The 23043-nt window shown below is 61.8% G+C and carries 17 protein-coding genes; 9 read left to right on the top strand and 8 right to left on the bottom strand.

The annotated features are described in order from the left end of the window. Position 1 precedes the first annotated feature (1 nt). Together glmS and glmU are read right to left on the bottom strand one after the other, a co-directional pair. Positions 2 to 1828, bottom strand: coding sequence for a glutamine--fructose-6-phosphate transaminase (isomerizing) (gene glmS, locus MA07_RS15880; RefSeq protein ID WP_036352897.1), 1827 nt, complete (start codon positions 1826 to 1828; stop codon positions 2 to 4). Between the two features lie 111 nt (positions 1829 to 1939). Then, positions 1940 to 3313 (bottom strand): bifunctional UDP-N-acetylglucosamine diphosphorylase/glucosamine-1-phosphate N-acetyltransferase GlmU, encoded by a 1374-nt coding sequence (gene glmU, locus MA07_RS15875; RefSeq protein WP_036352894.1) that lies wholly within the window; start codon positions 3311 to 3313, stop codon positions 1940 to 1942. A gap of 325 nt (positions 3314 to 3638) precedes the next feature. Here glmU and MA07_RS15870 point away from each other — a divergent pair, with 325 nt between their 5' ends. Beyond that, positions 3639 to 5069 carry a glucan biosynthesis protein gene (locus MA07_RS15870; RefSeq protein ID WP_036352891.1) on the top strand — a complete coding sequence of 477 codons (1431 nt, stop codon included), beginning with the start codon at positions 3639 to 3641 and terminating at the stop codon, positions 5067 to 5069. Next, positions 5045 to 7240 carry a glucans biosynthesis glucosyltransferase MdoH gene (mdoH, locus tag MA07_RS15865; RefSeq protein WP_152568886.1) on the top strand — a complete coding sequence of 732 codons (2196 nt, stop codon included), beginning with the start codon at positions 5045 to 5047 and terminating at the stop codon, positions 7238 to 7240. Before MA07_RS15870 ends, mdoH begins: the two co-directional genes overlap by 25 nt. A gap of 16 nt (positions 7241 to 7256) precedes the next feature. Here the strand turns inward: mdoH and gcvA are convergent, their stop codons facing one another. Further along, positions 7257 to 8192 (bottom strand): transcriptional regulator GcvA, encoded by a 936-nt coding sequence (gene gcvA, locus MA07_RS15860; protein WP_052003219.1) that lies wholly within the window; start codon positions 8190 to 8192, stop codon positions 7257 to 7259. A gap of 155 nt (positions 8193 to 8347) precedes the next feature. On the opposite strand from gcvA, the gene MA07_RS30155 reads away from it, so the two are divergent. Beyond that, on the top strand, positions 8348 to 8524 hold the full coding sequence (locus MA07_RS30155) for a hypothetical protein (RefSeq protein WP_160195445.1): 177 nt from the start codon (positions 8348 to 8350) through the stop codon (positions 8522 to 8524). Between the two features lie 7 nt (positions 8525 to 8531). Here the strand turns inward: MA07_RS30155 and MA07_RS15855 are convergent, their stop codons facing one another. Continuing rightward, a complete protein-coding gene (locus MA07_RS15855) occupies positions 8532 to 10175 on the bottom strand; it encodes a Na/Pi cotransporter family protein (RefSeq protein ID WP_036352884.1) in 1644 nt (547 codons plus the stop codon). A 395-nt stretch (positions 10176 to 10570) separates the two neighbouring features. Here MA07_RS15855 and MA07_RS15850 point away from each other — a divergent pair, with 395 nt between their 5' ends. Together MA07_RS15850 and MA07_RS15845 are read left to right on the top strand one after the other, a co-directional pair. Further along, positions 10571 to 10912 (top strand): hypothetical protein, encoded by a 342-nt coding sequence (locus tag MA07_RS15850; protein ID WP_152568885.1) that lies wholly within the window; start codon positions 10571 to 10573, stop codon positions 10910 to 10912. A gap of 227 nt (positions 10913 to 11139) precedes the next feature. Then, positions 11140 to 13611, top strand: coding sequence for an SdrD B-like domain-containing protein (locus MA07_RS15845; protein ID WP_036352878.1), 2472 nt, complete (start codon positions 11140 to 11142; stop codon positions 13609 to 13611). 72 nt (positions 13612 to 13683) lie between these two features. On the opposite strand, the gene MA07_RS15840 is transcribed toward MA07_RS15845, so the two are convergent. Genes MA07_RS15840 through MA07_RS27885 form a run of 3 tightly spaced genes read right to left on the bottom strand, consistent with a single transcriptional unit; the run spans position 13684 to position 17242 of the window. Beyond that, the gene (locus MA07_RS15840; protein WP_036352875.1) at positions 13684 to 14736 is read right to left on the bottom strand and encodes a histidine kinase dimerization/phosphoacceptor domain -containing protein; all 1053 of its coding nucleotides are present in this window, start codon (positions 14734 to 14736) and stop codon (positions 13684 to 13686) included. Next, positions 14733 to 15164: a response regulator gene (locus tag MA07_RS15835; RefSeq protein ID WP_036352872.1), complete on the bottom strand. Its 432-nt coding sequence runs from the start codon at positions 15162 to 15164 to the stop codon at positions 14733 to 14735. Before MA07_RS15835 ends, MA07_RS15840 begins: the two co-directional genes overlap by 4 nt. Then, entirely contained in the window at positions 15164 to 17242 is a 2079-nt protein-coding gene (locus MA07_RS27885) for a PAS domain-containing protein (protein ID WP_052003218.1), read from the bottom strand. The genes MA07_RS15835 and MA07_RS27885 overlap by 1 nt, the downstream gene beginning before the upstream one ends. Positions 17243 to 17554: 312 nt before the next feature. Here MA07_RS27885 and MA07_RS15825 point away from each other — a divergent pair, with 312 nt between their 5' ends. Continuing rightward, positions 17555 to 19000, top strand: coding sequence for a peptide ligase PGM1-related protein (locus tag MA07_RS15825; RefSeq protein ID WP_244445265.1), 1446 nt, complete (start codon positions 17555 to 17557; stop codon positions 18998 to 19000). A gap of 9 nt (positions 19001 to 19009) precedes the next feature. Here MA07_RS15825 and purT read toward each other — a convergent pair whose 3' ends face one another. Further along, positions 19010 to 20182, bottom strand: a complete 1173-nt coding sequence (purT, locus tag MA07_RS15820) for a formate-dependent phosphoribosylglycinamide formyltransferase (protein WP_036352869.1) — start codon at positions 20180 to 20182, stop codon at positions 19010 to 19012. A 314-nt stretch (positions 20183 to 20496) separates the two neighbouring features. Between purT and MA07_RS15815 the strand changes: the two genes are divergently transcribed. The 3 genes from MA07_RS15815 to MA07_RS15805 all read left to right on the top strand — a co-directional run bounded on the left by MA07_RS15815 (position 20497) and on the right by MA07_RS15805 (position 23039). Then, positions 20497 to 20808, top strand: coding sequence for a hypothetical protein (locus MA07_RS15815; protein ID WP_036352866.1), 312 nt, complete (start codon positions 20497 to 20499; stop codon positions 20806 to 20808). A 93-nt stretch (positions 20809 to 20901) separates the two neighbouring features. Continuing rightward, entirely contained in the window at positions 20902 to 21822 is a 921-nt protein-coding gene (locus MA07_RS15810; RefSeq protein ID WP_036352860.1) for a DMT family transporter, read from the top strand. Between the two features lie 125 nt (positions 21823 to 21947). Next, positions 21948 to 23039, top strand: coding sequence for a type III polyketide synthase (locus MA07_RS15805; RefSeq protein ID WP_036352858.1), 1092 nt, complete (start codon positions 21948 to 21950; stop codon positions 23037 to 23039). The last annotated feature ends 4 nt before the right edge of the window (positions 23040 to 23043 follow it).

The following is a 23043-nucleotide window of genomic DNA, read 5'->3' as shown; positions in this document are numbered from 1 at the left end:
CTCACTCCACCGTGACTGACTTCGCAAGATTACGCGGCTGGTCCACATCCTTCCCCATAAAGACAGCAGTGTGGTAGGCCAGCAACTGGATCGGAACCGCATTGATGATCGGCGCCACGATGGGATGCACGGATGGCAGCACGATGGTGGCCATGGTGTCGAGGCCTGTTTCCAGGGCACCCTTCTCGTCCGTGATCAGGATGATGCGGCCGCCGCGGGCGGCGACTTCCTGCATGTTCGATACGGTCTTTTCGAAAATGTTGTCGTGCGGCGCGATCACGATGACCGGCATCGTCTCGTCGATGAGCGCGATGGGTCCGTGCTTCAGCTCGCCGGCCGCATAGCCTTCCGCATGGATGTAGGAGATTTCCTTGAGCTTCAGGGCGCCTTCCATCGCAAGCGGATAGGAGGTGCCGCGTCCGAGATAGAGCACATCCTTGGCTTTCGATAGCTCACGGGAGAGAACCTCGATCTGATGCTCACGCTTGATCGCCTCGGTCATCTGGCCCGGCACGGCGATGAGCGCGTTCACCAGTTCCTTCTCGTCTTCTATGCTCAGCGTGCCGCGCGCGCGGCCGGCTGCGATAGCAAGTGAGAGGAGCACGGTGAGCTGGCAGGTAAAGGCCTTGGTCGACGCGACACCCACCTCGACTCCAGCGAGCGTCTGCGCAACCACGTTGCTCTCGCGCGCCATGGTGGAGGTCGGCACGTTCACCACGGAGAGCGTATGCTGCTTCTCGGCGGTGGCATAGCGAAGGGATGCTAGTGTGTCCGCCGTCTCGCCCGATTGCGAGACGAAGAGTGCCAGGCCGCCCGGCTCCAGGGGAGCCTCCCGATAGCGGAACTCGGACGCGACATCGATCTCGACAGGAATGCGCGCCAAGCGTTCGAACCAGTACTTCGAGATCAAACCCGCCAGATAGGCAGTGCCGCAGGCGGAGATCGAAATGCGATTGAGGTCCTTGAAGTCGAAGGGCAGTTCGAACGGCAGCTCAACCCGTTCACCCGAGAAGTTGACGTAGTGCGCCAGTGTGCGCCCCACCACCTCGGCCTGCTCGTGGATTTCCTTGGCCATGAAGTGGCGGTAGTTGCCCTTGTCGGCCATGAAGGAGCCGGCCGGGATCTTATGGCGGATCCGCTGCACCGACTTGCCGTTCTCATCACGAATGTCGGCGCCCCTGTTCGTCAGGATCACCCAGTCGCCATCATCGAGATAAGCAACCTCGTCCGTGAACGGGGCCAATGCCAGGGCGTCGGAACCGAGATACATCTCGCCCTGACCGTAACCGATTGCGAGAGGAGCGCCGTGGCGTGCTCCGATCAGCAGATCGTCCTCACCGGAGAACAGGAACCCGAGCGCGAAGGCACCGCGCAGACGCGGCAGGGTCACGGCCACCGCCTCGATGGGTCCACGTCCCTGGCGGATCTCGTAGGTGACGAGTTGGGCCACCACTTCAGTGTCGGTCTCGGTTTCGAAACGAATGCCCTTGGCTTCGAGCCCGGTCTTCAGTTCGCGGAAATTCTCGATGATGCCGTTATGGACCACTGCCAGCTTGTCGGTGGCGTGGGGATGCGCGTTGGTCTCATTGGGCTTGCCGTGGGTCGCCCAGCGGGTATGGCCGATGCCGATGACACCGGAGAGCGGAGACTGGGAGAGCTTGGTCTCGAGATTGCGCAGCTTGCCCTCGGCGCGCCGACGGTCGAGGCGCCCCTCCTCCAGGGTCGCCACGCCGGCGGAGTCGTAACCACGGTATTCAAGCCGCTTGAGCGCCTCCACGATCTGTGGCGCCACAGGCGTTTTCCCAATGATTCCAACAATTCCGCACATGATAAAGAACTTCCTTTTGCAACGCGACCAACGCTACGCTTGAGGTCTCTCTTACATAAGGGAGGCCCCAAGGGCAGAATCAACTTGCGTAACCTATTGTGACAAACAGTCTTATTTCTTCCTGGCGGCCTGAGCCTTTTCCCGGAATTCGATGGCCCAACCTTCTTTGATAGTCAGACGTCCGCGGCCAAGACCTAAGGCGTTATCAGGGATGTTGTCCGTAATAACTGAGCCGGAGCCGACGAATGCGCCCCGGCCTATGGAAACAGGAGCCACGAGCGAGGAATTGGAGCCGATGAAGGCGCCCTCGCCGATCTCGGTCCGGTACTTGTTGAAGCCATCGTAATTGCACGTGATGGTGCCGGCGCCGATATTCGCCTCGGCACCGACGCTGGCGTCGCCGAGATAGGTCAGATGGCTGACCTTGGCCCCTGCCCCGAGATCCGTGTTCTTGATCTCGACGAAGTTGCCGACCTTGGCCTTGGGGCCAATCATTGCGCCGGGCCGCAGGCGTGCGAAGGGACCGACACCGGCCCCGGAAGCGATCCGTGCCCCCTCCAAATGGCTGAAGCTGTGGATGATGGCTCCCTCCTCCACCACCACGCCCGGACCGAAGACCACATGCGGCTCGACCACGACATCCTGTCCCAGCCGGGTGTCGTGGCTGAGGAAGACCGTCTCCGGCGCTACCAGCGTAACGCCCGACGCCATGGCGGCCTGGCGCAGACGGTCCTGGATCATGCGCTCGGCGGCTGCGAGCTGCGCCCGATCGTTGACCCCATGCACCTCCTCCTCCGATACGACGGCGATCGCCGTCCTGTGGCCGAGGCTGCGGGCGATCTCGACGATGTCGGTGAGATAGTACTCCCCTTTGGCGTTCTCGTTCTGCACCCGATCGAGGAGCGGCAAGGCCAGATCGCCCCGGATCGCCATCAGCCCGCCGTTGCACAGGGTGATCGCCCGCTCGGCGTCGCTGGCATCCCGGTGCTCGCGAATGGCCAGGAGTTCGTCGCCCGATGTGATGAAGCGGCCGTAGCCAGTCGGGTCCTTGGCCTCGAACCCCATGGCGACCACGGCTGTACCTTCAGCCAGAGGAGCCCTCAACTTGGTGAAGGTCCCAGGCAGGATCAGGGGCGTATCGCCGAAAGCGATAATCACATCGTCGGCCGGCTGCGCCAAGGACTCCCGGGCGCTCAGAACCGCATGCGCTGTCCCGAGGCGGTCCGTCTGAACGAAGATCCTGGCCTGGCCTGAGATTTTCTGAACCTCCCTGGCAACGTCCTCACGATCCGGACCGATCACGACGGCGGTGCTGGTGGCGCCCGCCTGGGTCAAGGTCGCCAGCACGTGACCCAACATGGAGCGGTTGGCGACCTGATGCAGAACCTTGGGTTTCCCGGATTTCATCCGGGTGCCCTCACCTGCCGCGAGCACAATGGCCAGGCAGGTCCGAGACGACGCTTGGGGGGTGTGGGACAGGGTCATACAGTTTCAATCCGGTGGGGCACTGCCGTGCAGCTAGATCAGAAGGGGTAAATCGGCAATCGTTTCATGAGCAATCCGGCAGTTTCCCCAATGGCTGCGTTTACTTCACGCTCACGATTGACGATATGTATAGGACATTCCACTTGTCTGGCTGAAGAGCCTTCGTACACGCAAGAGTATAACTGTGCCGGTACCGCCAAGGGGTCGATCCCCCTTCCATCCTCGCCGGCGCGACATGCTGGCTTACATCGGTGCCTCCGTCGCCGGGCTGACATTCGCGCCGACTCTCAGGGCGCAGTCCCTCCAGGAAACGATTTCCGCAAGAATGGGAGAGAATCAGCGCTTCGATCCGGCGGTGGTCGTCGACATCGCGCGCCAGCTCGCCAAGAAACCGTTCGCAGCGCCTGCCAACGACCTGCCGGACGTCTTCGCGAATCTGAATCCAGAGCAGTATGGGGCGATCCGCTACACGCAGCCGCCCCTCTGGAGTTCGGAAGCCCGCGGGATTGCGGTCGAGCCCCTCCATCGCGGCTTCGTATTCCGGGATGCGGTCGAGCTTTTCGTGGTCGAGGACGGGGCTGTCCGCCGCGTTGGCTACCAGCCCTCCCAGTTCGACTTCGGCCGGGTCAACCTGCCGAACAACCTCGGAGACATCCGCTATTCAGGGTTCAGGCTCATCGCCCAGGTCGGCAACGGCAGGCCGTTCGACTTTGCCGTCGTGCAGGGCGGCACCTTCTTCCGCGCCCTCGCCCGGGGACAGAACTATGGGGCCATCGCCCGAGCGCTGACGTTGCGTCCGGCCGAGGCTCGGGGCGAGGAGTTTCCCGCATTCCGGGCCTTCTGGCTCGAGCGTCCGGCGGTTGGCAGCAACAGCATCACGGTTCATGGCGTGCTCGACTCCGAATCGACCACCGGCGCGGTTCGCATGACGTTCCGTCCCGGCGACATGACCATCGTCGATGTGGAGACCACCCTGTTCCCTCGCGTCAATCTCGAACACGTAGGGCTGGGCGGCCTTGCCTCGACCTATCTCTACGGGCCGAACGATCTCCTCAACACGGACGATATCAGGCCTGCCGTCTACGAATCCTCGGGCCTTCAGATGCTGAACGGTTCCGGAGAATGGCTCTGGCGTCCGCTGCAGAATCCGGAGACCCTCCAGATCTCCGCCTTCGTCGACAGTTCTCCGCGCGGCTTTGGCCTGCTTCAGCGGGAGCGGTCCTATGAGGCTTTCCAAGACGACGATCAGCGCTTCGAGCGGCGGCCGAGCGTCTGGATCGAGCCTCTCGGCGACTGGGGCCAGGGCAGCGTGCAGCTCTTGGAAATCCCGACCGATGCCGAGATCAACGACAATATTCTGACCTACTGGCGCCCGAGGGGGCCGATGGCCGCCGGTTCCGAGGTTGCTCTCGCCTATCGACAGTCCTGGGGCTGGAATGCGCCGGAGCGGCCACCGCTGGCCACCGTGACCCAGACGCGCTCGGGCCGGGGCAGCGGAGCCCGACGGCGCCGGTTCACGGTCGATTTCGCTGGCGACATGCTTGGCGAGAACCTGCCGGCGGACCTAAAATCCGTCTTAACCGTTGGCCCTGGAACGTTCCAGAACCTCAAACTTTTGCCATATCCTGAGAGAAAGACAGTACGTGTCGCATTCGAGCTTGACCCGGGCAACGAAAACGCGTGTGAGATGCGCCTGATCCTAGAAGCAGGCGGGAAACCGATTAGCGAGACATGGCTGTATCGTTGGACACCGTAAGTCACGATTCGAACCCGAATGTAGCTGCTCTCGAGCGGCCCGCAGCCGCTATGCCTCCCGAAAAGCACCTCGACATGCCGACCCAGTCGCTTCGGCGCTGGTCGGGCTCGCAGGAGCGCAAACCCGTTCTGCAGCATCCGAAGCTGGGAACCTGGCTCGCGCGCCTCTTCGTGTTCGGTGGCGGCCTCCTGCTCACGGCTTACGGCACCTGGGAGATGTACCAGGTCGTGTCGGTCAGCCGTACCACGGCGCTCCAGTGGGTGCTCGTCGGCCTGTTTACCGTCAATTTCTCGTGGATCGCTGTAGCCTTCACCAGTGCCCTCCTGGGCTTCCTCGCCCTGCTTCGTCGTCCCGGACATGGCGGGCCGCTGCCTTCGACGCTGCAGCACAAGACCGCCATCGTCATGCCGGTCTACAACGAGCAGACCGACCGCACCTTCGCGGCCCTGGAGGCGATCTATGAGTCCGTCTACGCAACTGGCCTAGGCGACAGCTTCGACTATTTCATTCTCTCCGACACCACCAATCCGGATGCCTGGATTGCGGAAGAGCGTGCCTTCCTCGCCCTGAGGGAGCGCCTGGGACCCGGGGCGCGGTTCTATTACCGGCACCGCCAGAAGAACTATCACCGCAAGGCCGGCAACATCGCCGATTTCGTCTCCCGCTGGGGCGGCCACTACGAGCACATGCTGGTGCTCGATGCCGACAGTCTCATGACGGGTGAGTGCATCGTCCGCCTGGCCGCTGCCATGGAAGCCGATCCGGACGCGGGCATCATCCAGTCGCTGCCGCTCATCATCAACCGCAACACCCTCTTCGCCCGCCTCCAGCAATATGCCGCCCGCGTTACCGGGCCGGTGATCGCCATGGGGCTTGCGGTCTGGATGGGACGCGACGGCAACTACTGGGGCCACAACGCCATCATCCGCACCAGGGCTTTTGCGGATCACGGCGGATTGCCGGACCTGAAGGGCAAGCCGCCCTTCGGCGGTCACATCCTCAGCCACGATTTCGTAGAGGCGGCCCTGCTCCGCCGCGCCGGCTGGTCGGTCTACATGCTGGCGGATCTGCAGGGTTCCTACGAGGAAAGCCCGCCCTCCCTCATCGACCTCTCGGCGCGCGACCGACGTTGGTGCCAGGGCAATCTTCAGCACATGCGGGTGGTTACTGCAAAGGGCCTGAAGCTGCCGACACGGCAGCACTTCGCTACCGGCATCATGTCCTATCTCGCTTCGCCGTTCTGGCTGTTCCAGCTGATCGTCGGTATCGCCCTCGTCCTGCAGACCACCTATATCCGGCCGGAATATTTCGCCCGCGACTTCCGCCTTTACCCGATCTGGCCCCGGTTCGACCCCGAGCGAGCCCTGACGCTGTTCGCCGTCACCATGGGCATCCTGCTTGCACCGAAGCTCTTCGGCCTGGTCCTGATGCTCATCCGCGGCAGTGATCGGCGGGCATCCGGTGGCGGCATCCGGCTGATCATCTCCTCGACCATCGAGATCATCCTGTCGGCCCTCCTGGCGCCGATCCTCATGCTTATCCAGTCGGGTTCGGTGTTCCAGATCCTCCTCGGGCGCGACACGGGCTGGCAGCCGCAGCGTCGCGACGACGGCTCGATTCCTTTCAAAGACATCGTTCGCCGCCACCGGGCCCATACGGTGCTCGGAGCGCTCGCTGGTCTCTCGGCCTTCATGATCGCCACGTCCCTCTTCCTCTGGATGTCGCCGACGATCATCGGCCTGCTGCTGGCGATCCCTCTCTCCTGGCTCAGCGGCCAGCTGGGGGCAGGTCTTGCCCTGAAGCGTCTCGGGCTCCTTAGAACACCCGAAGAGTTTCAGCCTCCAGCTATCGCCACCCGCGCCAACGAACTCCAGGCGCGCAACATCACCTTCGGCTTTGACGATGCGGACGGCTTGAAGGCCATCTACGAGGACCCGAACCTGAGGGAGCGTCATATCGAGATGCTTCCGCCTGCCCCGCCGCGTAAACGCGGCATCATCGAGACGGAACGTGCTCTCGCGGAGGCCAAGCTCGTCGATGCCGAGACCATCGAGGATGCGGTGAGCTGGCTTCACAACAAGGAGCGCATGGTCGTCCTTCACGACCGCGCCCTCATCGACATGCTGGTGCATCTGAAGCCTAAGCCGGTCGAAGCCCAGGCTGCGGAGTAATCAGATCCGGGGCCTGTCAGGCCTCGGTTTCCATGGGGCTGAGCGCGGACGTCTTCTCTGCGTCCCCTGCGACCTCGCTCAGGACCCAGTCACGGAACGCTTCGATCTTGGGCGAGCGACGGCGGGCTTTCGGGTAGACCAGCCAATACCCCCGCTCGGACGTGGCGAGCAGGTCGAAAGGCTGAACGAGGCGACCTGCCGCGAGGTCGGCCGGGAAGAAATAGGGGTTGATCAGGGCAAATCCCTGTCCCGCCATGGCGGCCATGCCCTCGAATTGCTGGGCACCAAGATAGTTGTCGGGGCGCTGCGACGGATCGAAGTCCTGCACCCCTGCCGCAGTAAACCAGTCCTGCCACCACGGATCATTCGGCGAGATGATCGGGAATTTGAGGATGTCGGACGGCTCTTTGAGCGTGATCCCCCTGATGAGCTCGGGGCTGCAGACCGGCGTGAACAGGTTCGGAAACAGGAGATGCGCCTCCAAGCCCGGCCAGTTCCCATTGCCGCTCCTGATGCCTAAGTCGAAGTCGCTTTGGCCGAAATCCACCACCTGCCCTGAGATATTGATCTGAACGGCAATGTTCGGATGAAGCTGCTGGAAACGCCCCAGTCGCGGAACCAGCCAGTTGGCCGCGAAGGTGGTGAGCGTCGAGATCGAGAGAACCGTTTGGGCCGTCGCTTCAATGCCTGCGAACGCCGTGCGCAATGCTTCGAACGCCTCCGTCACGGCAGGAGCAAGTTGCCGCCCCTTGGCCGTCAGGGTGACCTGGCGCGGCAAGCGGACAAACAGAGGAGCGCCGATCCGGTCCTCGAGAATCTTGATCTGGTAGCTCACGGCCGCCTGGGTCATGCCCAGCTCCTCGGCTGCCCGGGTGAAGCTTTGGTGCCGCGCGGCTGCTTCGAAGACCCTGACGGCACTCATGGGAGGCAATTTCGACGGCATCTTGGGCATAGGTTATCCATAAGGCAACCTTATGCCAGCCTATTGGCATTCGCTTTGTCAAGTTCCTGAAACAGGAGCACCTTACGGATGCTCAACGAGGGCGCCGGAAGCCCTCTGACGAAACAAATCGGTAGGCTGTCATGAGATATGAAGAGACTCGCCGCTTGCGCGGTATCGAGAGCGTTTGGCTGCGCCTGAAGCTCTGGCTACGCCCCGCTCTGCTGCGAAATGATTCTGTCATCTCGGATCTGAGCCACCTGTCCGATCATGAGCGGCGCGACATCGGTCTGCCCGATCCGGTCCGCTACATGGATTGGCGAACCCTGAAGGATCAGAAGTAGCCCGCGGTCAGGATGTCAGGCGGCTCGGCTTGAGCTCTCCGCTCTGCTCCAGCAGGGAGTGGCCGGTGGAGGCGATGTGAGCCTCGATGCGCTTCAGGTCACGGACGATGTCGAGCTGAAGCGTGCCGGTGTCGCCTGCCGTCCGGCCGGACCGGAGCTGATCGAGATGCTTCTGCGCCACCGTCCGCTCAAGATCCCGGAATCGCTCCTTCTCGGAGACGAGCCTGCGGGCCGAGCCGATGTCCTGGAACATGAGAACGGATGCTGCGAGCTGCAGGTGCTCCAGCAGCTTGGCATGCATGCTGGTGATATCCTCCAGGCTGTCCTTCGGCAGGCGCAGGTGGTTCCTGATGCGCTTGGCAGCCAACTCCATCAGGTTTTTGTCGATGATGTCGCCCACATGCTCCAGGTTGATGGCGAAGGCCAGGATGTCCGAGAGGCGCTTCGCCTCGGCCTCGTTCAATGCTTCGTGGTTGATGGAGCTGAGATAGCGTCTGATGGCGCTGAACAGCCTGTCCAGCACGTCGTCGGTACGACTGACCTGGTCGACACGGCTGATGTCATCCTCCCGGAAGAGATCCTGGGAACTGCGCAGCATCGCGTCGACCGTGTCGACCATCCGCAGAACCTCGCGGGCTGCGTTGGACAGGGCGACCGATGGCGTATCGAGGGCATCCTTGTCCAGATATTGCGGCACTCCCGGATCGGAGGCTTGGAGCTTTTCCGGGAACACCCTGACGAGCAGCCTTGCGATCCAAGGCAGCGGCAGGATGAAGATGGCAGCCAGTACCACATTGAAGATCGTGTGGAAGTTCGCCGCAAGACGCGCCGGGTCCGGGTCGATCATGTTCATGGCGGACAGGATCGGATCGATCAGCGGCAGCGCCAGGGCACAGCCGACGACTCGCGTGGCCAGGTTGCCGACCGGCACCCGGATCTTGGCCGGGTCGCCTCCCATGGCCTCCAGAAACGGGTTGAGGGCGCTGCCGAGATTGGCGCCAAGCACCATCACAAGAGCGGCAGACGGTCCGATCACGCCGGCTGCGGCCAGGGACATGATCAGCAGCATAGCGGCCACACTGGAGTGGGCGATCCAGGCGAAGAACGCCGACAGGAACACCAGAATCAACGGGTCGGAGGCGATGGAGGCCAGGAGCTCCTTCAGCACTGCCGAGTTCTCTATCAGGTGGATCGTCTCGCTCAGCAGGTGGAGCGACAGCAGCATCAATCCAAGGCCGATGGCAACGCGCCCCAGGTCTTTCGTCCGGCTCGTCTTTCCGCGCCGGAAGGCCATGAAGCCGCCGAAGACAAGCACCGGGAAAATCAATGATACGTCGAAGGACAGCACCTGCACGATCAAGGTCGTGCCGACATTCGCGCCCAGCATCACGGCAAGGGCAGGAACGATGTCCACCGCTCCTCCGGCCGTGAAGGACGCCACCATCAGGGCCGTGGCCGTACTGCTCTGAAGAACGGTGGTGACGCCGACACCCGCCAGAAAGGCCTGCAGGCGGGTTCTCAACGCCGTCCCAAGGATCCAGCGCAGATCGCTGCCGAAAGCGCGCTGTACCCCGCTGTTGACCATGGTGATGCCCCAGAGAAGCAGGGCAATCTCACCGAACAGGTGGATCAAGACGGATGTAGCAGACATTCAGCCCTCGAAAACCCAAAGACATGGCACAATCGATCTGCTTATCCCTCAAGAGCCCCGACCGCAATCAGGTTGCCGGCTAATCATGGTGGTTCTCCGCACGGAGCCACGAGATCCCGCAGAACAAGGCGGATCGATCCGCATCGAGGCATTCCGTCGGTATCTACCCCTATTTACCTAATCGGTTCAAAGATTTGAGCGCGCCTACCCTCCCAGGGACGACCGGATGTAGATCTGGAACAATTTGGCTACTCCCAACGCATGCCATCATCCCCGAAATGACGTCTGCTCTTTTCCACAATTAGCCGATACGCATGAGTATCCGACACGGCCAAGTCTTGAGGGTCGCATTCTTGATGGACACTATCCCACTGGTGAGTATGCGAGGGTGTGAGATGGGTTTGGACGATCCATTTCCGATCGACAAATGCTCCGGACGCGTCCGGGGAGCCATTCTGGCAGAATTCCAGGGGCGGTGTCCTACGATCCGTGAGGTAGCCAGCATTTCCGATGCCCAGTGGCTGACGGTGCCCAATATCGGTCCGACGACCCTGGAAGAGCTACGCAGCATGACGCAGCAGCTTCCCAACGGGGAGGATCGGCTCGCCATCACCCACATGCCCGATCACGAAATCTTGTCCCGCTTGGGCCGGTTGCAGCGGGAGCTGAACGTCCTTGTCGGCGAAATCCGGACAAGACTGAACATGACTTCCTCCAGAAGAAACCCGCATAGATGAGGAGACCCTCGGATTAGCCTGCTTTTCTGACGGATCATTCGAGGAAGAAACGTAACCAAATACCAGGAAGCGACATAGAGACTTGCTGCTAAGCTTGTGTTGACTGCTTTGCAGAAACTTAAGCAGTGATTGACTTTACGTCATGAAGAGAGTTGATAGGTCCCAAAATATGGAGTGGCTCGCTCTGACCTCACTGCGTCGGCTCACTCTGGTCTGGGGCAAGTTGCATGTCTGGCGTGGTTCGGGCGCTCGAGTTCGTCATCAACAAGGATGAACCGATCGATAATAGCGGTTCCGTATATAAAGTCGGCAATCCTGCGGTTAAGTTTCTCGTTGAGCAGCTGGCAGACGGCACCCTGAGGTTGACCGCAACCGTCTTCGACAACGACGGGAACGGGAATGCGGATACTGCCGATCTTCGTGGCATCTTCTTCCATCTTGCAGGCATCGAGAATGATCCCGCGGACGAGACCTGGCTGAAGGGCCTCTCGGTTGCCGGAGCAGCCGGTTTCGAATCCCTGATCGAAGGACGCTTGTTCGACGCGAACGGCGTCGCATCTGTGCCGGGCAGCGGCAACAGCGACACCATGAACGGTCGCCCCCTCACCCCCTACGACGTGGGAATTGGCATCGGAACGTCGGGCATTGGACGCGATGACATCAAGACGGTCTCTCTCATCCTGGACCACGCTACCGATCCCCTGACGCTCGAGCATCTGGCACAGCAGGGCTTCGGCGCGCGTCTCACGAGTGTCGGCACGGATGGAGCCAAGCGCGAGGACAGTCTCAAGCTCTGGGGACTGGCGCCCATAGCACCAACCATTGCGAATCCGGCAGCACCGACCGGCTCCCTCTCTGGGAGGGTTTGGCTCGACCTTAACCAGGATGGCGTTCGGGACGACAGCGGCAAAGAGACCGGCCTGCCTGGCATTCAGGTCAACCTCATCGACTCCGTCGGCAAGGTCGTGTCGACTGTGCTGACGGACAGCCAGGGCGAGTATCGGTTCAGTGAATTGTCCTTTGGGAGCTACGCCGTTCAGTTCGGCAAGGGTCCTGATGGAACATACCGGTTCACCGGGCCGAATGGCGGTGCTGACGACACGCGGGACAGCGACGCCGATGTGAACACCGGCCGCACGGGCTCTTACACGATCGATGAGACGACGAGGCACGTCACGGCCGTAGACGCTGGGCTGTCCAAGGTAGAAGTCCAACCTCCCGTCGTAACGCCGCCGCAGGAGATCGGAAACGACGACCTCATCGAGGCTGGCGACCATGATGACTTCATCCATGGCGGCAGCGGCAATGACGAGATGCAGGGTGAAGGCGGAAACGACACGATCTACGGCGGCACGGATCGCGGCGAGATTGCCCTAAATCCGGGCAATGGAAAGCTGAACAAGGTTCTCATTGGCGACAATCTCTACGGCAACGACGGCCACGATACGTACCGCTATGCCAAGGGCGACGGCGTCGACATGATCTGGGACTTCAGACCCGGCGACGATGTTATCGAGCTGTCAGGCTACTCACTCAAGGATATCAAGGCGACTTGGGTCGGCAAGGTTGCGAACTGGATCGATACGCCGAAGCACAACAAGCTCACGCTGGTGTTCAGCGACGGCGGCGCCATCGTCTTCAACGACTACTCGGGATTGGACAGCAGTTCGGCTGTTGCCCTCAAGCTTGGGGACGGCACGGTCGTCAAATTCGCGGATCTGATCGCAATAGCCGGACGCAAGCCGGTGGACGCTGAAATCAACGACGAGCGGCAGGTCTCCCTCCGCAAATACGAGTGGCGGGATGTCGGCAAGGGCCAGAACGGCTATGGCGGCAATGACCGGGACAAGCTGATCGGCGCAGCCGGTGACGACAATCTCTACGGCAATGAAGGTGTCAACGGCCTGAACGGCAAAGGTGGCAACGATCAGCTGTATGGCGGCAACAGCCGAGATGTGATGATCGGCGGAAGCGGCGACGACATCGGCTATGGCAATGGCGGCGACGATCTCATCGTTGGGGGCGCGGGTTCCGACAGGCTCTATGGCACCGGCGGAGCGGACTATATCTTCGGCGACGAGATCCCCGAAGGTTTTGTCATGCCGGCCAACTTCGCCAGCGATCTCGTTTGGCTGCAGGAGGAGAAGACGCTCGTCACCTCCTCCAGCATGACGCTCGCGGCCGATGTCAGCAACATCACTGCCTCAGGCACAACTTACCTCAGCCTCACCGGCAACAGGTTGAACAACGTCATGATCGGCAATGCCGGCAAGAACGTGATCGATGCTGCCGAGGGCGACGACACAATCTCCGGTGGTTACGGCAACGACATTCTTGCCGGGGGAACCGGCAAGGACAAGTTCGTGTTCGATCAGAAGCTGGGAAGCTCTACGACCGACAGGAAGGTGAACTTCGATGCGATCACCGACTACAAGGTGAGAGACGATGTATTCTACCTCGATGATGCGGTGTTCAAGAAGCTCGGCAAAGGGTCGCCTGATAAACCGTCTCAGTTGAACAAGAACTTCTTCACTGTGGGCGCGCAGGCCAAGGATACGAACGACTACCTGATCTACAACAAGAAGACGGGCGTTCTTTCCTACGATGCAGACGGCGTCGACACGAAAATCAAGGCCATCGAGTTCGCCAAGATCGACGCGGGCATCAATCTGAAATACAGCCACTTCTATCTGATTTGACGTTAACGACCGGAGGCGCGCGGTGAATGCGCACCTGTTGGCGTATGAACACACAACCAGCAGAAAGGCTGGTCAGATCGTAAATGGCAGCATCGCACGTGTTCCCGCGTGCTGCTGGTCGAACTCGATGGCGGATTGCAGGTTGGACGCCATGGCGTTCACGATCCTTGTGCCGAGCCCGCTCCCCTGCACTTCTCCATCGCCCGTCCACCCGATGCCGTCATCCTCGACGACGAGAACGGCCTGTTCGCCGGAAGACGACAGAGCCACGCGGATGTCACCGGACGCTCCTTCCGGGTAGGCATACTTGAAGGCATTGGTGACGAGCTCCGTCACGATGACACCGATCGAGACCGCTTTATCTGTCGGAACGGCGATCGGCTCCGCCAGAACCGTGATCGTGTGCACACGACCGGCGGCTCTCATGGCGCCTTCCAGTTCCTCGATAAGACCTTGCAGATAGGTGTCCATTTCGACGAAACGAACATCGTTCGACGTATAGAGACGCCGATGAATCTGCGATATGGCCGTGATCCGGCTCTGGGTTTCGGTCAACGTGTCTCTTGCGACCGTGTCATTCCCCAGCGCCCTCTGCTGCATGGCCACGAGGGACGCGACGAGCTGAAGGCTGTTGGCGACACGGTGATTGACCTCGCGAAGGAGCATCTCGGCTCGCTCCCGCGCCTCGCGCATTTCCCGCTCGGCCGCTTCCTTCTCGCGCCGGAGGCGGGCGGCGGCAAGCGCCTGCTCGGCAGCCGTCCGGAGGAGATCGAGAAAGACCCCGCCGACGTCTTTGATGACGTAATCGGCTGCACCTGCCTTCAGGGCGGCAACGGCGATCCGGCCTTCATCGGTGCCGGTCACGTAGACCACGGGCGGAGGGTCAGGGAGTGTGTGGATCTCCGCGAGGACTTCCAGCCCCTCCTTGCCCGGCATGAAGTGATCCAGGGCGATCACGTCGAATCTCTCTGCAGCGAGCAGGCTCAGTCCCTCTTCGCCGCTCAGAGCGTGCCTGACATGGAAGCCTTGGCGTGCGAGAGTGCGCTCGACAAGCCGGCCGAGGCCGTGGTCGTCATCGATGTACAGGAGCCTGATCGGTGGGCCGTCTGTATCGCGTCCAGTCATAGCGTCTCGGGAACCTGGATGACGGACAGGAACAGTCCCAACTGGCGAATTGCCTGGGAGAAGGATTCGTACTCCACCGGCTTGGTGATGTAGACGTTGGCGCCGAGATCATAGCAGCGTTGGATCTCGCGCTGGTCGTCGGTGGTCGTGAGCACAACCACCGGTGCGCGCTTCAACTTCTCGTCCGCCTTCAGCTTGATGAGAATGTCGACCCCGTTCATGTCCGGCAGGTTCAGATCCAGCAGAACGAGGAATGGTCCTGCATTGCGGACATCTTCGCTGAAGAGATGCTCCAGGGCCCCCGTCCCGCTCGCAAAGGTCCGGATCTCGTTGCAGACGCCTGCGCGGCGAATGTTCTTTTCGATCAGGCGGGCATGCCCCTCATCGTCCTCGACCATGATGATGGTGACAGGCTGTTGGCTAGGCATCAGGCGGCTTCCGAATTCATGCTGATGTATTTTGGCAGAACGACCGTGAAGGTCGAGCCCTCACCCAGTCGCGACGACACGGTAATCGTGCCGCCAAGCCTTCGCACAAGCGCGCGGACGTGCGCAAGTCCGATGCCCTCTCCCTGCTGGTCCTGCACACCGGAGCGCCGGAACAGGTCGAAGATCCGTTCGAAGTCCTTAGGATTGATCCCCCGGCCGTTATCCTCGATCTCGAACTGAACGCTCGCGCCAAGTTCCCTGCCTTTGACCGCTATCCGCCCAGGGCGTTTAGGGTCCAGATACTTGACAGCATTATCGATCAGATTCCCGAAGATCTGCTCGATGGCGAGCCGATCGCTCGTGAGGTCTGGGACGGCCTCGACGACCAGCTCCGCTCCACGCTCCTGGAGCTGATGTGCGACGCTTTGGCACTGGGCCTCCAGCAGCTGGCGCATGCTGAGCGGCTCCGGCATCAGCACACGCCTCCCTTCACGGGAGAGCTTCAGAATGGCGTTGATCAGCTTGTCCATCTTAACGGTCGAGGAGCGGATGAACCCGATTGCCTCCGGCAGGTCTGTCTCCAGAGCCATGCGAGCCTCCGGTGTGACCAGCTGAGGATCCTTCTCATAGACATGCCGGTAGAAGCGCTCCACCTCTGCCTGCGCGGCCTCGAGCTCGCTTGTAAAGCCCATGACATTGACGAGGGGCGCTCTGAGATCATGGCTCACGATATAGGCAAAGCGCTGGATTTCCTCATTCGCCTCATCCAGTTCGGCCACCCGCTCAGCCAGGACCGAGGCAAGCCGACGGGTCTCCTCCTGGGCCTGCTTAAGGTCGTGAATGTCCGTGCAGCTGCCGTACCAGCGAACAATGCGCCCGGTGCTGTCGCGAAGTGGCTGGGCCCGGCCAAGAACCCAGCGATACTCGCCCGACCGATGCCGGAGCCGGTATTCGATGTGGTAGGGCTCGCCTGTCTCCAGGCATCGACGCCAGACACCCCACGCTTTGTCCTGATCTTCCGGATGGAACATGCCGTTCCAACCTTCGCCGTCGGTAGTCCCCTCCGGCACCCCGGTAAACTCGTACCAACGCTGGTTGTAGTAGTCGTGGAAACCATCTGGCTGCGTTGCCCAGATCATCTGGTCGATGGAGTTCGCTATGACCCGGAACCGTTCTTCACTCTCACGCAGAGCCTCCTCGTTCCGCTTCTGCTCGGTCACATCGTGGCCCTGGACGAAGATCCCAGACACCTTCCCATCCGGGTCAAAGATCGGCTGGTAGACGAAATCGAGAAAGCGCTCTTCAGGGGCACCGCCGGAGCTTGGCTCCAGGACGATCCTGATGCTCCGGCCGACGAAGGGTTGTCCGCTTTGACGCACCCGGTCGAGCAGAGTCAGGAAGCCCTGCTCGACGACCTCGGGCAACGCCTCCCGGAGACTTTTTCCGATGATGTTCTCACGGCGGATCAGCCGCAAATAGGCGTCGTTCGCCATCGTGAAAACGTGGTCCGGTCCGCTGAGTGCCGCCATGAAGCCGGGAGCCTGCTCGAACAGGCCGCGCAGGTGCTGGCGCTCCTCAGTCAGGGCCTGATTGGCCTCCTGCACCGCCTGGGCCCTGCGGAGCATGTCCGTCTCCATCAGAACGGACGCCCCTGATGAAAAGCCGGAGCTCTTCGCGAGAACCCGCAAACGCTGCAACTCAGTCACATCGACCGTATGCTGGAGGATGAAGGTCATCTCGCCAGCATGATTGAAGAGCGGCGTGTGGGTCGCGCTCCAGAAGCGCTCCTCGAAACCCTGGCCGTTGGGCAGAGGAATGGCGTACTCGATGATGGGGAGATGGTCGGCCACCCTCTCGCGGATCACCTTCTCGAAGGAATTCCGCAGCTGGCGATGGCTCGGCGAATCCGGGTCGCTGGGAAAGGCCTCGAACATGTTGCGCCCGATAAGATCCTCCCGCTCACGCATGGTGACTGCCAGATAAGCGTCGTTCATGCCGGCGATGTTCAGGGAGAGGTCCAGCAGCACGTAAGGATTGGGGGATGCGCTGAAGAGGGCTTCAAAGTTGATTGTCTTCAATAGGTTGTGCTGGACAGCAGCCAGCCTCCCTGTCTGATGCCGGGCGGAGCTTATCCGTATTTAGGCATCGTTCGACCGAGAGCTATGGGATGCGCCAAAGACAACCGGATCTGTGACCGATCCGACACTCCTGGCGTCCAGCTTCCCGCCCGCGTCCGCGCAACAAAACCTTGGCCACAAGCGTTCCGCTGCAAGGCGAGTTCCGCTGCATCTATAGAAGAGGACGCAGGGTTGATGATGGATGGAGCAGGCAGCTCAGCGCCTTCCCCCGAAAAGGGGGATTTCTCCCGGCTGCAGGCTCGCCTGACATCGATGTTCCGTGGCTTCTCGGATCAGGACACTCCCCGGACGGTCGTGATCGTTCCGAGCCTGACCATGGACCGGGAGGTGCTGGCCAACATCTCGGGTGTTCATCATTACGAAGAGCGGATGCTCTGTTACCTGATGCTCCTGCGGCTGCCCCGGACGCAGATCATCTATGTGACGAGCCACCCGGTTCCCGAGTCCATCATCGACTACTACCTGCATCTGCTGCCGGGCATTCCAGCGCAGCACGCCAGGAAGCGCCTGACCCTTCTCTCCTGCCACGATGGCTCGCGGACCTCGCTGACCGAAAAGATCATTGAGCGCCCTCGCCTGCAGCAGCGCATTCGGGATGCCATCCCCGATCCGTCCGCTGCCTACATGATCTGCTTCAACGTCACGGAACTGGAGCGCGACCTTGCGCTTGGCCTCGACCTGCCAATCTATGGCTGTGACCCGGACCTGTTGTCCCTAGGCTCCAAGAGTGGCTCGCGGAAGATCTTCCGCGACGCCGGCATCGCGATGCCGGAAGGCTTCGAGGATCTCTCCACGCCGGATCAGATCGTGGACGCGCTGTTGGAGCTGAAGCAACGCCGACCTGCCATCAGGCGGGCGGTCGTGAAGCTCAACGAGGGATTCTCCGGCGAGGGCAATGCGGTCTTCGCCTATGAGGGCGCCCCTGAAGAGCCCGAACTGCGGAATTGGCTTCGCGGCCGCCTTCCGCACCTCGCTTTCGAGGCCAGGGACATGACCTGGGAGCTGTTCGAGGAGAAGCTCTCCGCCATGGGCGGCATCGTGGAGGAGTTCATCGAAGGCGAGGTGAAGCGCTCCCCCTCGGCTCAGTTCCGCATCGACCCTCTCGGCCAGCTGGAGCCCGTCTCGACCCACGACCAGGTCCTCGGCGGAGAGAGCGGACAGGTCTTTCTCGGCTGCACCTTTCCGGCCGACGAGCATTACCGTCTCGACATCCAAGAGGATGGTCTCAAGGCAGCCAGGGCACTCGCCGAGAAAGGTGTCTGCGGGCGCTTCGCCATCGACTTCCTGTCCGTTCTGGAAGGCAACGAGTGGCGTCATTACGCCATCGAGATCAACCTGAGGCGCGGGGGCACCACGCATCCCTTCATGATGCTCGAGTTCCTCACGGACGGCTGCTACGATCCGGCGACCGGCAACTTTCTCACCCCAGCCGGCCACCCCCGTTGCTACTACGCCTCCGACAATCTCGAATCCGCAATCTATCGGGGCCTCACCCCGGGTGATCTGATCGACATCGCGGCTCTCAACAGGCTCCACTTCGATGGAGCCTGCCAGAAGGGTGTCGTCTTCCACCTGATCGGCGCCCTGTCGGAGTTCGGCAAGCTAGGCGTCCTGTGCATCGCGCCCTCCCACGAGGAAGCGAACGCGCTCTACCGGCGCACGACCGAAGTGCTTGATCGGGAGAGCACAACGGTCTGACCCGCACGCTCAGCTCTCGTAGGTAATCTGCACCCGATCGGCGGCCTGACGCGCCCGCTCGCGGGCTTCCTCCACTGTCGTTCCGGACGCCAAGGCGACACCCATGCGGCGATGCTTGCGGGTCGTCGGCTTGCCGAACAGGCGGACTTCCACGTCCGCATCCTCGGAAGCAAGCTCCAATGCCTGTCGCAGCCCCTGAATCGAGAACCGTTCGGCCTCGCGGTCCGCCAGGATCACGGCCGATGCGGTCGGTCTGTTGAGGCGGACCTGCGGGATCGGCAGCCCCAGGACAGCACGGGCATGGAGATCGAACTCGGAGAGGTTCTGGGACAGGAGCGTGACGAGCCCGGTGTCATGGGGGCGGGGCGAAAGCTCCGAGAAGATCACCTCGTCCCTGGTGACGAAGAACTCGACCCCGAAGATCCCATGGCCACCCAGATTGTCGACCACCTTCGTGGCCATCTCCTTGGCATCGGCGAGCAGCTTCTCGGTCATCGGAGTCGGCTGCCAGGACTCCTGGTAGTCCCCCCGCTCCTGCCGGTGTCCGATGGGCTCGCAGAAGGACACGCCTTCGCGGGAGCGGATCGTCAGCAGGGTGATCTCGTACTCGAAGGCAACGAACTCCTCGACGATAACCTTCTTGCGGTCACCCCGCATGTTCGCCACGGCATCGTTCCAGGCCTGCTCCAGCTGATCAGCTGTCCGCACGGTGCTCTGGCCTTTTCCCGAGGAGGACATGACCGGCTTGATGACGCAGGGCAGCCCGGTGTGCTCGGCTCCGGCCCGGACCTCATCCAGGCTCTCCGCGTAGCGATACTTGGACGTGCGCAGCCCAAGCTCGGTGGCGGCAAGCTCGCGGATCCGGTCCCGATTCATGGTCAGCGAGGCTGCACGGGCGGAGGGCACGACCGTAAAGCCCTTGTCCTCGAACTCCTGCAGCACCTCGGTGCGGATCGCCTCGATTTCGGGCACGATGAAATCGGGCCGATGCTTCTCGATGGCGTGTCGGAGGGCATCGGCATCCAGCATGGAGAACACCTCGGCCTCGTCCGACACCTGCATGGCCGGCGCATTCGCATAGCTGTCGCAGGCCACCACATGGCACCCATACCGCTTGGCCGAAATCACGAACTCCTTGCCGAGTTCACCAGACCCGAGGAGGAGAATTTTGGCAGTGAACACGGGACGATCCTTTGGTTGTTTCCGGGTTGCGATGACGCTGGATGCCTCAGCCGACCGATATGGTCGAGTCGGTTCCGGCCGAAAAGAGCAATCGTGAACGCGAACCTAAAGCTGGGCTGGTTCTTGAACTCCTGAAAAAGCGTTGCTCCTGGCCATTTTTCCCGGGTTTCCCATGGATCTCGCTTCCTCCAGCCGCGTTCAAGAGCATCGAGCGGATTTCGGCCTCGCTTGCGCGCAGTGCAGCCCTGCCGTCTCAACCATGCATTACGCAAACCTGAGTGTCGTGAGTTAAGGGTCTGCCCAGGAGAAGCCCTATGCTAGCCAATAAGAAATCTTCGGAAACCCACAACCGGCGCGTGACCCGCGTCGACCCTCCGGCCCTCGAGGAAGCGATTGTAGCGGCCCAGGGGCTGACGGACGATGTCGAGAGCCAGATCGAGATTGCAGCGCAACTCATGGGAATGCCCGAGGACGAGGTCAGACCCGCCGTCCTGAAGGCTGCAGTTCCGCCGCCGGTTCGTCGTCCCATGCCCCTGGCAGACCGTTTCTCCATGGCGGATCGCAACGAAGGTCCTAAGGTGGTCGTGGTCGAACGCAAGCGCCCTCGCCTCGTCATGCCACGATAACCCTGTTATCCTGTTCTCCCGCCCGGTGGCGCTGGCCTGATCGGCTGGCGCCTTTGCGTTTTCTAACTACCCTCCTGCGCGATCACCCGAACAATGGTCAAAGGTATCATTCTCGCCTTCCTCGCCTTCGCGGTCTTCGCCTGGGGCGACGCCATCGTGAAGGCGATCGGCCATGGTCTCGATCCGTTCGAGGTGACCTTCTTCGGCTATCTCATCCCGCTGATCCTCTCCCCCGTCTTCATGAAGGCAGGCGACAGTGGGCTCGATATGGTGCGCTGGAACAGGCCTTGGCTCATGGGGCTCAGGGTTTTCCTGATTGCGGCTACGACGCCACTGAGCGTCATGGCGTTCCGAAGCCTGCCCTTTGCGGAGGCCTTCGCGCTCCTGTTCCTCATGCCGAGCCTGGTGACGGTTCTTTCCATCTTCGTCCTGAAGGAACATGTGCGCTGGCGACGGGGCCTTGCCGTCTGCGCCGCCTTCGTCGGAGTGCTGGTCATCGTGCGTCCGGGTTTCAGGGAGCTTCTGCCCGGCCATCTTGCAGCCCTCGCGGCCGCTTTATGCGCGGCCGGAGGGGTCATAACCGGCCGCATGATAGGCCACACGGAGAAGCGGTTCACCCTGATCAGCACGGTGTTCCTGGCGACGACCCTCTTGGCTGGCGTGCTGATGATCCCAGGCTTCGCCTGGCCTACAATGCATCAGTGGATCCTGCTCCTCGCCTTCGCCGCCACGGCATTCGCTGCGCAGGCCCTGTTCATCGTGGCGACCATGTACGCTCCGGCCGACCGCCTCGGGGCAGCCCAGTACAGTCAGATTCTGTGGGCTCTTGCCATCGGCGCCCTCTTCTTCGACGAGTGGCCTGACGTCCTCGCGCTTTTCGGCATCCTCATCGTGGTCGCAGCCGGCCTGTTCATCTTTGCCCGTGAGCAGACTCTCAAGCGAGGCCGGCCGGAGGCAGACCCATTGCCCGAAACCGTACCTGCCGCCTCGGCAGCGGCATCCACACCGCACTGAAGCTGCGCTGCTATCACAGAGGTGCGACTTCTGCTGCACCCGCGTTCACTCGCCTGCACCGTGCCCTATGTCCCTGATCCGGCAATCTTTGAGGCATGGGTCACAGCCCAGGCCCGTGAGGCAGGATGGAACTCGTGACAGGCGCGTATATCAACCGGATCGGCACGGCTGTGCCGGAGCATGACGTCCATCAGACCTTCATCGGCTTCGTCGACCGTTTCCTGCCCGAGCGAAAGGAAAAGCTCCTTTTCAGGCGCATGGTGCAGCGTTCCGGCATCGAGCATCGCTACTCGACCCTGGCGCCCAGTGAGAACCTGGACATCGCGGCCGATCAGGAAGGCTTCTTCCAGCCAGGGCAGTTTGCCGGGACTGCGGCCCGGATGGACCGTTTCGAAACCCATGCAGTCGACCTTGCGGAGAGGGCCGTCGAGGCCCTCGATCTGGGCGAGGAACTCTCCTCTCTCACCCATCTCGTCGTGGCATCCTGTACGGGCTTCACCGCCCCGGGGCTTGATCAGCAGTTGATGGAGCGGCTCGGCCTCAACCCATCCATCGAGCGCACCTTGGTCGGATTCATGGGCTGCGCGGCGGCCGTCAATGCCTTGAAGCTGGCGCACCACATCGTCCGGTCGGAACCCGCCGCGAAGGTGCTGGTCGTCAACCTGGAGCTCTGCACGCTTCATCTCCAGGAGACCTCCGACCTTGAGGTCATTCTCGGCGCCCTGCTGTTCGGCGACGGATGTGCCGCGAGCCTGGTGACGGCCGAACCGCGAGGCATTGCCCTCAAGGACTTCCGAGTCGCGACCATTCCGGAGACGCAGGATCTCATCACATGGCGCATCGGCGATGCCGGCTTTCAGATGAGCCTGTCCGGTGAAGTGCCGCAGCAGATCGCGAAATCGCTCCGTCATGAGGCGACCCGCAACGACGATAGGGGCATCCTGCGTGGCCAGCATAAGGACGACTTCGATCTCTGGGCCGTTCATGCAGGCGGGCGTACGATCCTCGATGCTGTCGAACAGGGCCTCGAACTCGCGCCGGATGCCCTGCGCTGGTCTCGCGGTGTTCTGCGGGATTTCGGCAATATGTCGTCGGCTACCCTGATGTTCGTGCTCGATCGCATGATGCAGCAGGCGCCACCGGATTCGAGAGGCTTCGGCATGGCCTTTGGGCCTGGACTGGTCGCCGAAACCTTCCGGTTCGACATCGCAGGATAACCGT

The organism is Microvirga sp. BSC39, assembly GCF_000739015.1.
Taxonomy (GTDB): domain Bacteria; phylum Pseudomonadota; class Alphaproteobacteria; order Rhizobiales; family Beijerinckiaceae; genus Microvirga.
The sequence above is the reverse complement of the archived record's forward strand: the minus strand, read 5'-3'. Positions and strand labels throughout refer to the sequence as shown.

Excerpts from the sequence above, each read along its gene's own strand:
- glmS (WP_036352897.1), bottom strand. The coding sequence starts at position 1,828 with ATGTGCGGAATTGTTGGAATCATTGGGAAAACGCCTGTGGCGCCACAG.
- glmU (WP_036352894.1), bottom strand. The coding sequence starts at position 3,313 with ATGACCCTGTCCCACACCCCCCAAGCGTCGTCTCGGACCTGCCTGGCC.
- MA07_RS15870 (WP_036352891.1), top strand. The coding sequence starts at position 3,639 with ATGGGAGAGAATCAGCGCTTCGATCCGGCGGTGGTCGTCGACATCGCG.
- mdoH (WP_152568886.1), top strand. The coding sequence starts at position 5,045 with ATGGCTGTATCGTTGGACACCGTAAGTCACGATTCGAACCCGAATGTA.
- gcvA (WP_052003219.1), bottom strand. The coding sequence starts at position 8,192 with ATGCCCAAGATGCCGTCGAAATTGCCTCCCATGAGTGCCGTCAGGGTC.
- MA07_RS15855 (WP_036352884.1), bottom strand. The coding sequence starts at position 10,175 with ATGTCTGCTACATCCGTCTTGATCCACCTGTTCGGTGAGATTGCCCTG.
- MA07_RS15850 (WP_152568885.1), top strand. The coding sequence starts at position 10,571 with ATGGGTTTGGACGATCCATTTCCGATCGACAAATGCTCCGGACGCGTC.
- MA07_RS15845 (WP_036352878.1), top strand. The coding sequence starts at position 11,140 with ATGTCTGGCGTGGTTCGGGCGCTCGAGTTCGTCATCAACAAGGATGAA.
- MA07_RS15840 (WP_036352875.1), bottom strand. The coding sequence starts at position 14,736 with ATGACTGGACGCGATACAGACGGCCCACCGATCAGGCTCCTGTACATC.
- MA07_RS15835 (WP_036352872.1), bottom strand. The coding sequence starts at position 15,164 with ATGCCTAGCCAACAGCCTGTCACCATCATCATGGTCGAGGACGATGAG.
- MA07_RS15825 (WP_244445265.1), top strand. The coding sequence starts at position 17,555 with ATGTTCCGTGGCTTCTCGGATCAGGACACTCCCCGGACGGTCGTGATC.
- MA07_RS15815 (WP_036352866.1), top strand. The coding sequence starts at position 20,497 with ATGCTAGCCAATAAGAAATCTTCGGAAACCCACAACCGGCGCGTGACC.
- MA07_RS15810 (WP_036352860.1), top strand. The coding sequence starts at position 20,902 with ATGGTCAAAGGTATCATTCTCGCCTTCCTCGCCTTCGCGGTCTTCGCC.
- MA07_RS15805 (WP_036352858.1), top strand. The coding sequence starts at position 21,948 with ATGGAACTCGTGACAGGCGCGTATATCAACCGGATCGGCACGGCTGTG.